Raw genomic sequence first — 13,577 nt, forward strand, 5'->3', positions numbered from 1 at the left:
TGGAACCGTTGTCATGCTTTCGGTAAACCGGCGCAAAGCAATACGGTATGTAGCTTTATCATGTCACGAAACTCATCGGCACTCGTGGCGACATTGCGCAGTCCACGTGCACCATAAAGCAGTACGTTGGCAATTTCGCGCGCTGGGGTCGTGCTTGTCACGTCGCTGTCCAAAACAATATCAGCAAAAAAGTCCACAAACATTGTGTATATTTCGCGCACGACTGGAAATTTGAGATCGTCCATATCCCTTGCATCCGGCGCGGTTTGTTGAAGATCGTACACGCGTAACAGCAGCATCTCACAGGCCGTAACCAGCTTTTGTTCAATACCATCGCACTGCGCGATGGCTTGCCGGATTTCTTCCAACCGCTGATTTGCCATATGCATCGTTGCAGCAGAAAAAACCTGCTCTTTACCAGGAAACAACAGATATAAGGCAGGCCGCGACATGCCCGCCGCCTTGGCGATGTCCCCCATAGTCGTCCGCGCATATCCGTAGCGGAGGAAAACTTCACCAGCAGCTTCAACAGTCCGTGTTAACTTTTCATCTGCCATAGAAAACTCGTAAATCTCATTATGGTCCCTCTGCCTTTCGCCAAGCAGGATTGAACGTTACGACGAATTTCGTCAGAACGTCAAACAATCAAAGAGATTAGAAATTTTTAACGGCATGTCGATCTAGGCGCTATGTACATGGGAGGGCAGTCAAAGCCGATACACGCAGTTTTATACAAGCTGTAAATAGCACAGCGGTCGCCGCTTTCAAACCAGCAGGGCCGCGCACTCTGGTTGAGAACACGGCCCCGCAGCGATATAATTAATAATCCAAATTGAAAACGACGATCATTCCCCTGAGAATATTGGTTTTTCCTTAGAGCCAAACACGCGGATAGCCGCGACATTATCCTTGGTACGTGACGTCCTATTCACAGCTTGTGCTTCCGTTTCAAAAGCCGAATGCAGATCGATACGTTGGGCAAGCCCGACAATCTGTTTGATCTCCGACAGGGCAATCGTCGCGTCATTGGCGATTTCCATGGCCACTTCGCGCGCGCGCGCCACAAAATCATCAGCAGGCGCGACTTCACACACCATGCCCCAATCAAGTGCAGTTGCCGCATCAATGCGTTCGGCGCGCATCAAAATCCGCTTGGTCCGCAATATCCCGACATTGCGGGACAAAAGCCAGCCAAGGCCTGAATCGGTCGCGGAAGCCAGATTTTTGAACGGCGCTTGAAACCATGCTTTGTCAGACGCGATCACATAATCGGCGGCAAGGCACATGCCCATACCAATACCAACGGCAAGACCGTTTGGCGCAGCAATTACTGGAATAGATACTGCGTGCAGACGACGCAGCAACGGATGAAAAAATGTTTCAACGCCGCCCATAACGGGAAGTTTGTTATTGCCTTCCGCTAACGCCTTGCGATTACCCATCAGGTTCACACCGGCACAAAAAGCACGCCCCTCCCCTGTGATCATCAAAGCGCGGCATTTGCGGCGGGGCTTTGCAATTTCGTTCAGCACAGTTGCAATGGATTCGCCCATGTCCTGGCCCATCGCGTTTAAACGCTCTGGATCATTCAATGTCATAATCGCAAGCGGGCCATCAAATTCAAGCCGAACGAAAGGATAGTCGATTGTTTCAACTGCTGCGTTTTCCAAAACTAATTTCCCTTTTTATTTAATAGTCGGCTAGTGTTAGTCCTTGGACAATCTAGCTGCCTCATTTGCTTTTTTCCAGAAATCCCCGCCCAGAACTGCATCAATTTCAAGCTCAGCGACCTCGGAAACGCGCACGAAAAGCATATATATGCCGATAACGTGGATCAATTCCACAATCTGGCGTGGGCTATAGAATGCGGCGACAGCGTTGAAGACAAAGTCATCCACGCGTACTGTCTTTACGACCTGACGGGTGAAGGCGAGCAATGCGCGTTCACGCTCGTTAAACATGGGATCGCCAAAGCGATCATTGGCGATTGCCGCAACTTTTTCGTCGGGAATGCCCATGGATTTGGAAACTTGAAGATGCTGCGCCCATTCATATTCGCCACGGTCAAGGTGAAGCACGGCAAGCACGCAAATCTGGCGCTCCAGTGGCGGAATTTCGATGCCTGACATCATCCCCTGCACGGCCATGCCGACGCCAGGCTGCATTGACACCGCATGGGCAAGCAGGCGGCTCATACTTAGCTTCCCGCCGGGGGCATTGTCATAACGATCGCGTTGCTCAGGGGTGAGATCTTCAACGGCAACAAGCGGAATGCGGTTCATGGATTTTCCTCTCAATCAACGGATTTTGCGTCAAGTGCCTGGTCAACAAGGCGCGCAACGTCGGCATAGCTTGGCGTATCACAGGCTGCGACATATTCACGCCGTAAGCGATTGATTAACTCTGCCGTAGTCGGAATGTCGTCAATCAGTTCAACCCCTTGGCCCGCACTCCAGATTGTCACCCATGGGACCGCACCCTCGGGCAATTCAGGCCGGATAGCTCCTGGTGGTATTTCGGGCAGATTGTCGGGATCAATTCCCACCCGCACCAATGATTTCTTAAGCCAGTTTGCTGCACCTCCTGCCACGCGCGGCGTGAAGATAAGGTCGTTTGATGCGCTCGAAACCAGCATCGCTTTATAATCATCCGGCGCGTTGGATTCCTGCGTGGCGATGAAACGGGTGCCGAGATAGGCAAGATCCGCACCAAGAATTTCAGCCGCACGGATGGCGGCACCGTTGCCAATGCAGCCGGCCATGATGATAGTGCCATCAAACATCTCTCGCACCCTGGGGATGAATGCCAGGTGATTGATTTGCCCTGAATGGCCGCCGCCGCCCGAACCGATGCATGTCAACCCGTCTGCCTTCGCCTCGATCGCCTTTTCTGCAAAACGGATGTTGGTCACATCATGAAAGACCTTCCCACCCCAATCATGCACTTGGCGAATGAGATCAGTGGGATCGCCCATCGCGCTTATTATGATTTCGACTCCGTGCTTTGCGCAGACCTCAAGATGCCTGCGCATCTCATCATCTGGTAAGCGCGAGAGGTTGACCGCGATCGGTCCGATCCGCGCTTCAGGGTTCTCCCCCTTATGAATTTTCAGCGCTTCGCCGATTTGCTCCAGCCATGCCTCGAAAGTTCCGAAATCCTTTGCGTTTTGACGCGGCAGCGCTCCGATAAGGCCGCCTTTACATGCCTCACGCACCAGCGCGGGACTTGAAACGCGAAACATCGGCGCACATACAGCAGGTAAGTTCATGCGGTCTCGAAATGAATGGTCAAGCGCCATAAAAAGGGCATTCCTCTAAGTTTGATAGCTTTTTGTATTCAGTTTAATCGTATAGATATTTAAGCATCCGTATGGCAAGAGGATATCGACGTGTGTTGGCGCATGCGCCGGATTATGGAGGGCATGGAATTGAGCACTGATTCAAAAATCGCTGAAGCCTATGAAGCCGTTGTCATGGGACGCCGAAGCATCAGGGGCTACAAGCCGGACGCCGTTCCGATGGCGCTCGTCCGCGAAGTGATCGCTTTGGCCATGCGCGCGCCGTCGTCACTCAACACGCAGCCCTGGAACTTTACGGTGGTGAGCGGTGCAGCACTGGACGCCATCCGCCAAGGTAACACCGAACGCAATCTTGCCGGCGTGCCATCGTCGCGGGAATTTACCGCCAGCGAGGGCTATGAAGGCGCCCACCGCGAACGCCAAATTGGTGTAGCCAAGCAATTGTTCGCGGCAATGGACATTGCCCGTGATGACAAAGTTAAGCGTAAAGAGTGGGTCTTGCGTGGGTTCCGCCAGTTCGACGCGCCGGTTTCAATCATCGTGACCTATGATAAGATACTGAAAGGTAATGACATCGCACCGTTTGACTGCGGCGCGGTGATTAATGCTCTGGTCAACGCAGCATGGTCACGCGGGCTCGGCTGCGTCATCAACAGCCAAGGCATCATGCAATCACCTGTAGTGCGTGAACATGCACAGATTCCCGACGACCAGTTGATCATGATGTGCGTCGCCATGGGCTGGCCAGACGATAGTTTTCCGGCGAATGCGGTCGTGTCAGAACGGAAACCGATTGAGAAAGCCGTTACATTTATCGGCTTCGACGAATAAAGACCTGCTTCAACCTTTTGGCATGAATTCGGAAAAGGCCTGCTTGTAATCAGTGTACCAGCGGGAGAGTGCAGGACGGTTCTCGGTAATATCGCCAGCGCTCCACAGAATGCGTGCGTTATCAACCTCGCGGCTTGTTTCGTTGTCGAGGCACCACAAATAAAAATCGCCACGCGAAATACCGGCCATCATGACATCGACGACTTCTTCCGGCATCCAAGCTCCATCAGGCTTCGTGCCAAAATGGGCCTTCATCATGCCCGTATAGGTAAATCCGGGAACCAGCAGATGTGCACTCACTCGTCCCTGCGTTTCTTCACGCAAGCTGTGTGCCAGCCCTTCAGTCAGCGCTTTAACACCTGATTTGCTAACATTATAGGCCGTGTCACCAGGTGGTTGTGTGATACCCTGCTTCGATCCGGTATTGATGACTAAGCCGGGGGCATCCCCTGCAACCATAGCAGGGACAAACGCTTGCACACCATATGCAACACCCATCAGATTGGTGCCAATCACTCGGTCCCAACCGTCAGGATTGGAGTATGCGTTTCCGCCCCGCCCTGTTCCAGCATTGTTCATCAGTACAGATACAGGCCCCACATTCTGCGACACGTGCGCCGCCAATGCATTGACCGCATCACGGTCCGACACATCGGTGGCTATGGCAACCGCGTTTCCGCCTATCGCATCCCGCGCTGCCGAGAGCTTGTCAGCATCACGGTCTGCAAGCACGACAATCATGCCCAGACCGGCGAGCCTCTGTGCAACAGCAAGGCCAATGCCATCGGCGGCTCCGATAATGACGGCTATGTTACCAGCGGCAATGGCGGGGTGGTTCATGGCTAGATCCTTTGTCAGGCAGGGTGTTTGGAAACAACCCGAAGGCGCAGGTCGAGTAAGGGCGCATCCAATATGGCGCGGCCGACGTCGACTGCATCGGCCCCTGCCTCTGCCGCTGGCACCAGATCCTGCAAACGGACACCGCCACCAAATGCCAGCCGCACGTCCCGCCGCAATCCAAGCCGCGTGAGTTCGGCGTGCACGTCGGCTAAATCGGCTAGGTCGGCGGTATCAACCATGATGATCCCTGCGCCCGTACGCACCGACGAAACGGCTTCGGCGACTGATTTAACCTGCACGGCCACCGGACCATGACCGACGGCAACGCCCGCCTTAATCGCGGCATCCACACCACCCAGCATGATAACAGCGTTTTTACCGACATAGACAAAATCGCCAGCAACAAGCCGCGGCAAGATACCAGAAACAGCAAGCCCGGCGCGCAGCAATTGCTTCAAAGCCAAAGGCAATTTCTTCCATCCGCCGCAAGCAATGGAAAGGCCGGCAGGCGCAGATTCGCGAAACGTCTTCGCGCGCGTCGCAATTCCCGAAGCAAAACCGAGAGGCCCAAGCACATAGTCTTCCGCAACGCCCAAATGCGCTGCCTCACCAATCAGTTCGATAAGTGGCTGTCCTGCGGATACGGCATCTCCTTCCGCCACCAGCAATCTCCACGATCCGTTCGGTCCTAACGAGTCCGACGGGTCGACAAAACCAGTGCCTGCAATGATGCCATCCTCGCAGGCTTCGACAATGGCACGATAAAGGCCCGTTGCGCCGCCAAGCAGGCTTCCGGCGATGTCTGCTGCCGCAGGTGCTGGGTTCACATTGTCACCAAAAAGAAATTCGCGCCGTTGGGGAGGTTTTCGAACACCTTGCCGCCATAAGCACGCGCAGAGGTGACCACTTTACATTGCGGCCACTTGCCAAAACGCGCACCAGCCGCTTTCAAAAAAGCCAATGCGGTCGGTGTGACCGTTTCACCGCTAGCGTCCGCTCCGTATACTGGAACGCCGTTGAGCATCTCCTGAACCGCGGGTGGCAGGCTGGCCAATAGTCCATGTTCGCAACGGATTATGCCATCACACATCGGCAGAGGGCTGCAATGGAACTCGGCCGGGTCAATCTTTGTGAACAGCGCTGCAGCAACGCAGGTGTCTAAAATAGAATCGAGAGCGCCAACCTCATGAAAATGCACTTCGTCCACCGAACATCCATGCACGGTGGCTTCTGCTTCGGCCAATATCGCAAACGCTTTTGTTGCCAGCGATTTTGCCGCATCGGTCAACCCGCTGCGTTCTATGATGTCATAAATCGTTTTTGGCGTGCGGTGGTGGTGTTCATGCGGAAGGGTAATGCGCGCCTGAAATCCGGTAATCCAATTCACATGATGCGGTTCAACGGTCACGCAATCATGCAGCGCTTCCACCCCGATACTATCGACCAGAGCCGACAGTTCGGCATTGCTTACCCCTGCCAGTCGGGCAAGGCCCGTCAGCAGCATATCGCCGCTAATCCCCGAAGGTGTGCGCAAAACGATCGATTGGCGCTTCATGTCGTGTTCCTTGAAATCATATTGAGTATCCGGATCGCGCCGCACGCCGCACCAAAGCCATTGTCGATGTTGGTCACCAAAACGCCCTGCCCGCAGCTTGATAACATGGAATGCAATGCGCTCGTTCCGCCTGCTGCCACACCATATCCAGTCGAAGACGGAACCGCGATGACGGGCTGTCCAGTTAATCCGCCCATCACAGAGGCAAGAGCAGCATCCCATCCCGCCACAACAATCACAAGATCAAATGTTTTGATATGGTCTATCCGCGCCAACAAGCGGTGGATGCCCGCGACACCAACATCGGCAATACGTTCCGCATGGATACCCGAAAATTGCAATGTGCGCATCGCCTCACCCGCTACGCGTAGGTCCGATGTTCCTGCTGTTACCACTGCGACTGAAAATGGCCGCGGTGGAAGAGTGCCATGCAAGTAGGCTGTGTGCGATTGTATATCATAATCCAACGACGCCCCGCTATTGATCGTGAGATCTGAATATTGATCAGGCAACAGCCTTGTAAACAGAGCGGGCGCACTAATGTTCTTCGAAAGCTCCTGATAGATTGCGTCTAACGCAATCGGGTCTTTACCCTCGCAGAAAATAGCTTCCGGCATTCCCAATCTTGTTAGGCGGTCTTCATCATGCACAAATCCGCTGTTCATTTTGCCTCCACAAAGGCCCGGCCGGGCTTATAAGACTGCGCATCCAGATGCGCCATTTGAATGCTTGGTTCGAAAGTTGCCGCAAGTTCGCCCAATTCGCGAAGCAGCCGCGCCGTAATGAAATTACGGTCATCATCCGTCACTTCAACGATAAGCTGATCATCTTTCACGCGGCACCTTACGACAATGATACCGGTGACTTCTTTCACCCGCTTTTCGCAAGCATGCACGGCACGCAGGCGTTCTGCGGTCACCCTTGTTCCTGTATACAAGCGACTGGCAAGGCACGGCGACGAAGGAAGCTCGGCAAAGGGCACTCCAAGTAAACGCGCTAGCGTCCGAATGTCCGCCTTGGCATATTCAGCTTCGATCCAAGGATGACGCACGCCGCGTTCCGCCGCGGCATCAAGACCAGGCCTGTATTCGCCAAGATCATCCAGATTGGCGCCGCTGAGGACTGTTCCATTGTTATGCGCCGACGCAATTTGCATGAGGCTATCATACAGATTGGATTTACAAAAATAACAGCGGTTTACCGGGTTCGAGAGATAGTTTTCATCCTGAAATTCGCCAGACAGAACAATCGATAGCTGCCACCCCTCCTGCTCCGCAAGCGTCCGCACCCGTTCAGTCGCCTCTGGCGGAACGGCTGGGCTGATTGCGTGCGCAACTGTTACCTTTTTAGGGGCATGACGATGTGCGACCAGAGCGAGCAGCGTGGAATCTATCCCGCCGCTACACGCGATAACGGCATGATCGATGCCGTCCAAAACGATTTGAATTTCCTGAATATGGTCAGAGACAGGCATGTACAACTGGTCCAGCATAAAGTTTATGGCGCGTGATATAATCTAGGACACTGGCATGCATCATGCCCTCCGATGGTCGTCCACCGGAAGACAAAATTGCCCTGACCGAACTCGAGGATGTTGCTACAGAGGCGAACTCCAACCAAATCAACCGCTCGTCAGGTGTCGCGGCATATATTTTATTTCTCGGCAGGATCGCGAAACGTAACATGCTATGCAGATCGGCTATCCCTTTCCAATGCTGCAGGCGGTCGACACAGTCATCCCCCAATAAAAAGAAAAGCTCCGTTCCTTTAGGAAAGGTCGCTTGTAAACTCCTTACGGTGTCGACTGTAAAACTTGGCCCGATCCGGTCAATTTCAATCGTGCTGACGCGCATAGCTTTTTCGCTTTGAATAGCAAAGTTCAGCATAGCAACGCGGTGTTTGCCATCGGCAAGGCCGGTATTCCCCTTAAGCGGCGGGTGACCGGACGGGATGAAAACTACTTCGTCAAGCAACACGGCTTCTTGGGCATTACGCGCTGCCGCAACATGACCTTCATGGACGGGGTTGAAACAACCTCCATATAGGCCAACACGCATATTTATGCGCCCACCAGCCAATAACCACCCATGCCGATAGCAAGGGTTGCAACGCAAGCGCGGATCGGTTTGACAAAAGTCTGTCCGCGCTGAGCAATCAGCGCCTGTAACCGGTCAAAAGCGTGACCAAACCCAATCATCCCGACAAGCACACCGAACGAAAAAACAAGAACATAGAAAACCCCATGAACTGGCGACAGCAATCCGATGGGAAGTAAGGCAAAAACCGCCGCACTTCCCGCGGTGCCATGGACCATCCCAATCAAAAATGGTGCGCGTGTTCCGGGCAATAATGTTTTGGGGCTATTGTTCCGCCATAACGCGAGAGCAAGGCTACCACCGGCGGCAATCAGGATAACTCCGACAATACGCTCCGCGCCTGTTGGCAAGGTTTCGGGCAGAGGTGTTTTAAACAACAGCAAGGCAAGCGCGGCAATTACCAAGATGCCCCCATGGCCAATTCCCCAAGAAAACGCATATCGCTTCGTTGCACCCCGCGCGTCAGGGCGCGCGCCAAGCGACGACATGGTCATCACATGATCAGGATCAAAAGCATGCAAAATGCCCATGCCAAGGCCAGCCACAAGGACCGTGAGAAATTCGAATGATATCATATATGTGCGAGCTCCATTTTATGGGCCTTCCAAAGTGCCCGAATGGGTGTTGCAATTGTTTCTGCCAATGTGGCAGGTGCCTGCCCTTCGGCCACTGCCTTTACAAGTACTGGTAGGGCGGCCAAGACTTCCCGCGTTGGTCCCGGCAGGGCGACAAGCAATATATTGCCAATGCGCCCACATGCTACACGGACATGGGGTTTAACATGGCGGCCATGGCCCACCTTATATTCTGCTAAAACGGCTGTCGAAAGCTCCGGAGCAAGGCGCTGCATCGCCTCGATCGTTTTGTCTTTATCTTCTGCCCCGACGCCACCAGTCGTGATGATCATGCCATAACCTTCTTCAAGCAAATGGCCAATACGCGCCGCGATCAGCGCTTCATCATCTTCGATCACGCCGGCATGATCGACCCGATAGCCTTGATCACCCATTATAGATTTCACAGCGGCGTAGTTTGTATCCTCAATTTCCCCGCGCGCCACTTCGCCACCGGTGGACAGCACCACAACGGACCGAGCCACATAAGCTTGCAATCCCGCCTCAAGATTTGCCGCATTAGCCAATATATCTGCGGCCTGCTCGGCGGGCGCACCTATCACTCCTAGCACGCCGAAGCTATGCACTGATGCTTGGTTACCCAGTGTGACACCTGAAAAAGCTGCGAGTGCAGCAAGCAGCGCGGCTTCTTTGCCCGCAATTGCGTCGAGGATGACGGTCTGAGACACCACGTCAAACACGACCCTTTGGTCACGGACGTCGGTCACAAATATGTCTTCCGGTCCTAAACCTAATATATCGCCGGCACATAGAGCGAGGCGGGTGAGATCCACATCATCAAGAATGATGTCTTCTACCCAAAGCTCGGTCTTGGAGAGAAGGTCAAGGTCAGTTGCCACGGGTCAGGAAAGTCCGCGCTGTGCCAGCCATTTGGGCAATAACTCTTCACCAACCATTTTATCGACCGCTGGCGCACGTGCCTTCAACAAGTCGGCTAAGGCTTGATTGCAGGTCAAATGGCCATAGCTTCCGTCAAAAACGATCAATTTGTCTGTCTGTCCCTTTTCACACGCCATCGCGACGCCCTGATGCAAACTGTCAACCACAGTGGCGCGGTCCATCAACAACGGGTTAGTAGGGTCTTCACGCCACATCTGAGCTTGTTCTTCGCCGACAATATACATTGGCGTTGTAAAGGGCATGGTCACATAAGGAATGCCTGCACCAACCCAAGCCTGATTGACAACAACCCCGCGCAAATTTTTATTCCGCGAGAAGTTTACTGGCGCAGTGGGCGATTGCATGAATCCTGCAACTACAGGTTGGTCAAGGTCGAACGCATCCGAATGGTTGGTAAGAAGCGTGCCAAAAATCAAACCGCCGCCATGAAGATAATAGCCCCAGCGACCGCCGTCCCAAATGGCAACACAATCCTTTATCTCCGCGAATAATCGCTGCATTCGGCCATAGGTTTCAAGATGGCTTTTGGTAATGCGTCGATCAATGGCATATAAATCGGTTGTCGCATCGACCCCAATGACCCCCATGGGCGTCGTGCACAATACTGAACTAAATGTATAACGTTGCTGGATGAAGTCGCTATCGAACAGTGCGCGGGGGATGACGCTGCCGCTGCGATTGCCGAACATGCTATGATAAACAGACCGCGTTTCATACCGCGCATAAGACATGCAAAACGACTTGAACGATTTGTACAACAACCGATTGAAGTACATTTCGCGCGGATCGTCATAATAAGCGTGGATGAACTTTGTCGCATCAAAGGCCCGTTTGATGAGGTACATCGGACCTACAACAGTTTCGACTTCAACGCCTTGGTCAAATGGCCCGAGGCCTTTTACCCGTCCCTCGAATGCCTCGTTAAATCCGAAATGCTCGGCAACTTCTTCTGCCTCTTTGAAGCCCCGATAAATGGCCAGCCGCAAATGGATTTTTGTACACCCCGTGCGCTCTATCACAACTTCGCGGATCGTTTTGATCATTTCGGCATAAGGCCAGCCGCCCATCAAGCCAAAGCCATGCTCCGAAGCGAGAATGTTAACGCTATCCGTCGCCGCAATGCTCGACATATCAACGAGGGCAAGCGATTTGCGCGTTTCAGCGCGTACCCGCTCTAGATCAGCTTCGAGTGTTTCGGGATATCCCGACGTTATAGCAGGCGCAAAGTTTGGGAAGAATTCTGTCAGCGGTACCGAAACCATGGACTCAATCGTCTCGGAAACATGCGGCTGAAGCGCTGGCCCGTAATCTGAGTGCATGAATGCAGGAGGCTTGATCGCGGTATGAGCATTCATCACAATATCTCCTTCGAAAGTGGCCCATATTTGTGTTCGGGATCAAAAACCGCCCTGTCTTCTTCAATATAGGCGTCAGGATATTTGGCACACACTTCATCGCTTAGATCATAAAGCGAGAGCGTTGAGGGATACCAACGGTGTTGACCCGGCGGCGTCATATCGCATCCTGCAGCTTCAAGCAGACGCAGCGCTGGAGCCACGCAGTAAATGCCACACCCCGACCGCATACCGGTTGCTGCACAGACTTCTTCTAGATTTTTCGCACCTTTGATAATCGAAGCTGCGATTTCCGATCCCGGCGTCAATGTGCACACACATACTGACATGGCGGCTTCAATACCTGCTTTCTCGAGCAGAGCGGTCACTGCCTCCTGATCCACTTCGTCAGGATGAACGGTTGTCACCAACGGTTCTGAACGCTGTATCATCCACATGATATCTTCGGGGCAGCGATCAACGCAGCGTCCACAGCCAATGCACAAGGCTTCGTCAATAACAGGCTTACGCGCTTCCATTTTAATGGCACCACTTGGGCAGACGATGTCACATAATTTGCAACCAGTGCATGGATCCGCGTTATAATCTGCGACAAGTTTTATCGTGGCCACTTTCGCTCTCCCTCACAATTTCTCGGGCGTTCGAAGCGCCTCGAGCAAAACATGAATTTGTTCGAAGGCGGCAGCTATAGGCTTGCTACCTTTCGGATTTGCAAACAAAGCCTGTGCCAATCCCCATATCGAGTGAACATGCAGGATCGCCAACGCATGAGGATCGGAATTAACTGGAATAAAATTTGCTTTGCGGCAAATTTCGAACAAGCGTTCTATCCGCGCAATTAAATCAACGGTAAGATTGTGCACGCGGGCAGACAAAGCGGCATCAGCATGCATAAGCGCCGCTGCATGTAAGGCCATTTCTCCGCGCACGACAATACTGTGATCGCATGCCCCGTGAAGCTTGCCATAATAATCACTTACAGATTCGAGATGCCGCATGAGGCAATCCCAAGCACCTTGCGCGCTTAATTCATCGGCACAATTCAAGAGTTCCAAATGATTGTCACGCCGAATGCGTTCATCGAGAAGTTCTAGTGCTAGGTCCGATTTCTCAGGATAATGATATTGTGCAAGCGTCCGGCTAAATCCCGCTTTTAGGCTGATGGCCGCTAATGTTGTCGCATCATATCCGTTTTCGCCAAATAACAACAATGCAGTGTCGCGAATCCGCTCCTTTGCTGCTTCTGTACGTTCTTCTTGCGTACGAGAGATAACGGCAACACTTACCATATTCACCTGCCCCGAATCCTCTTGCTCTCAACAATCTACAAACTTACTGTCAGACAGTAAATAAAATTGATTGATTCCTTTTTGGCTGCATCAGCCAAGTTTATGACTTTGACAGGAGGAGCGCTTGCCCAAACGCGTTCGCATGGTGGCACAAATCATCGTCGATAAATGCACAGGCTGCCGCCTGTGTGAGCAAGTGTGCCCAACGGTTGCGATTGGTATGCGGCCACGCCGCGCGGATGAGCCTGGTACAGGACGCAACATAGCCGTCTTAGAACCAGAAGCCTGCTACAATGCACAGGCATGTGTCGAAATCTGTCCTGATGATGCCATCGAGATGGTCGAGTTAGACGAACCTTTTGATGTCGGTTTTGAACTACCCCAAGTCGACGAAGACGCCGTAAAAACATTATGCCGAAAAGCAGGCTATGGCCGCAATATGCAAATTTGTGTTTGTACCGATACCAAAGCCGGGGACATCGCGACGGCCATTATCGCGGGTGCACATTCTCCTGAAGCGGTTTCGCTTGCGACCGGTGCCCGAACAGGATGTGTCGAATTATGTATGCAACCCATCTTGCATTTGCTCGCTTGTGCAGGGCACGGAGATGCTCCACGTAACCCCAAAAATGGGTTCCAATGGTATGGCGAGTCAGCAACTTTATGGCAACATGTGCAGCCCGACGGCTCGCTCCCCGAAGCGATCCGTAACGCCTTCCCTGAATATCCGCTCGACAAGGAATTTGGTGACATGGCGAAATTGAAAAGGCGTTAATCA

The 13,577-nt window shown here is 53.0% G+C and carries 17 protein-coding genes; 2 read left to right on the forward strand and 15 right to left on the reverse strand.

Annotation, left to right across the window (positions count from 1 at the left end):
• Positions 1-11: 11 nt before the first annotated feature.
• From Q0O33_RS01745 to Q0O33_RS01760, 4 genes are all read right to left on the reverse strand, one after another.
• Positions 12-557: a TetR/AcrR family transcriptional regulator gene (locus tag Q0O33_RS01745; RefSeq protein WP_295495222.1), complete on the reverse strand. Its 546-nt coding sequence runs from the start codon at positions 555-557 to the stop codon at positions 12-14.
• Positions 558-845: 288 nt separating this feature from the next.
• A complete protein-coding gene (locus tag Q0O33_RS01750; RefSeq protein ID WP_295495224.1) occupies positions 846-1,670 on the reverse strand; it encodes an enoyl-CoA hydratase-related protein in 825 nt (274 codons plus the stop codon).
• A 36-nt stretch (positions 1,671-1,706) separates the two neighbouring features.
• Complete coding sequence (locus Q0O33_RS01755; protein WP_295495226.1) at positions 1,707-2,282, reverse strand: hypothetical protein; 576 nt, start codon at positions 2,280-2,282, stop codon at positions 1,707-1,709.
• 11 nt (positions 2,283-2,293) lie between these two features.
• A complete protein-coding gene (locus Q0O33_RS01760) occupies positions 2,294-3,268 on the reverse strand; it encodes a nitronate monooxygenase (RefSeq protein WP_295495227.1) in 975 nt (324 codons plus the stop codon).
• Between the two features lie 204 nt (positions 3,269-3,472).
• Here Q0O33_RS01760 and Q0O33_RS01765 point away from each other — a divergent pair, with 204 nt between their 5' ends.
• Positions 3,473-4,129: a nitroreductase family protein gene (locus Q0O33_RS01765; protein WP_295495338.1), complete on the forward strand. Its 657-nt coding sequence runs from the start codon at positions 3,473-3,475 to the stop codon at positions 4,127-4,129.
• A gap of 9 nt (positions 4,130-4,138) precedes the next feature.
• Here Q0O33_RS01765 and Q0O33_RS01770 read toward each other — a convergent pair whose 3' ends face one another.
• From Q0O33_RS01770 to Q0O33_RS01820, 11 genes are read right to left on the reverse strand one after another with little or no spacing between them, the layout of a single operon-like run.
• Positions 4,139-4,969, reverse strand: a complete 831-nt coding sequence (locus Q0O33_RS01770) for an SDR family NAD(P)-dependent oxidoreductase (RefSeq protein WP_295495228.1) — start codon at positions 4,967-4,969, stop codon at positions 4,139-4,141.
• A gap of 14 nt (positions 4,970-4,983) precedes the next feature.
• The gene (locus tag Q0O33_RS01775; RefSeq protein ID WP_295495229.1) at positions 4,984-5,796 is read right to left on the reverse strand and encodes a hypothetical protein; all 813 of its coding nucleotides are present in this window, start codon (positions 5,794-5,796) and stop codon (positions 4,984-4,986) included.
• Complete coding sequence (gene larC / locus Q0O33_RS01780) at positions 5,793-6,524, reverse strand: nickel insertion protein (protein WP_295495230.1); 732 nt, start codon at positions 6,522-6,524, stop codon at positions 5,793-5,795. The genes Q0O33_RS01775 and larC overlap by 4 nt, the downstream gene beginning before the upstream one ends.
• Positions 6,521-7,189 (reverse strand): nickel pincer cofactor biosynthesis protein LarB, encoded by a 669-nt coding sequence (gene larB, locus Q0O33_RS01785; protein WP_295495232.1) that lies wholly within the window; start codon positions 7,187-7,189, stop codon positions 6,521-6,523. The genes larC and larB overlap by 4 nt, the downstream gene beginning before the upstream one ends.
• The gene (gene larE, locus Q0O33_RS01790) at positions 7,186-7,998 is read right to left on the reverse strand and encodes an ATP-dependent sacrificial sulfur transferase LarE (RefSeq protein WP_295495234.1); all 813 of its coding nucleotides are present in this window, start codon (positions 7,996-7,998) and stop codon (positions 7,186-7,188) included. The genes larB and larE overlap by 4 nt, the downstream gene beginning before the upstream one ends.
• Entirely contained in the window at positions 7,985-8,581 is a 597-nt protein-coding gene (gene nadD / locus Q0O33_RS01795; RefSeq protein WP_295495236.1) for a nicotinate-nucleotide adenylyltransferase, read from the reverse strand. Before nadD ends, larE begins: the two co-directional genes overlap by 14 nt.
• Before the next feature lie 2 nt (positions 8,582-8,583).
• On the reverse strand, positions 8,584-9,195 hold the full coding sequence (locus tag Q0O33_RS01800; RefSeq protein ID WP_295495238.1) for a hypothetical protein: 612 nt from the start codon (positions 9,193-9,195) through the stop codon (positions 8,584-8,586).
• A complete protein-coding gene (locus Q0O33_RS01805; protein WP_295495240.1) occupies positions 9,192-10,094 on the reverse strand; it encodes a molybdopterin-binding protein in 903 nt (300 codons plus the stop codon). The genes Q0O33_RS01800 and Q0O33_RS01805 overlap by 4 nt, the downstream gene beginning before the upstream one ends.
• A 3-nt stretch (positions 10,095-10,097) precedes the next feature.
• The gene (locus Q0O33_RS01810; RefSeq protein WP_295495242.1) at positions 10,098-11,513 is read right to left on the reverse strand and encodes a hypothetical protein; all 1,416 of its coding nucleotides are present in this window, start codon (positions 11,511-11,513) and stop codon (positions 10,098-10,100) included.
• Complete coding sequence (locus Q0O33_RS01815; protein ID WP_295495245.1) at positions 11,510-12,121, reverse strand: 4Fe-4S binding protein; 612 nt, start codon at positions 12,119-12,121, stop codon at positions 11,510-11,512. Before Q0O33_RS01815 ends, Q0O33_RS01810 begins: the two co-directional genes overlap by 4 nt.
• A 12-nt stretch (positions 12,122-12,133) precedes the next feature.
• Positions 12,134-12,799, reverse strand: coding sequence for a TetR/AcrR family transcriptional regulator (locus Q0O33_RS01820; RefSeq protein WP_295495248.1), 666 nt, complete (start codon positions 12,797-12,799; stop codon positions 12,134-12,136).
• Between the two features lie 124 nt (positions 12,800-12,923).
• Between Q0O33_RS01820 and Q0O33_RS01825 the strand changes: the two genes are divergently transcribed.
• Positions 12,924-13,574, forward strand: a complete 651-nt coding sequence (locus Q0O33_RS01825) for a 4Fe-4S dicluster domain-containing protein (protein ID WP_295495251.1) — start codon at positions 12,924-12,926, stop codon at positions 13,572-13,574.
• Positions 13,575-13,577: the final 3 nt, after the last annotated feature.

Source organism: Sphingorhabdus sp. EL138 (assembly GCF_945862485.1).
In the GTDB taxonomy this organism is placed as follows: domain Bacteria; phylum Pseudomonadota; class Alphaproteobacteria; order Sphingomonadales; family Sphingomonadaceae; genus Sphingorhabdus_B.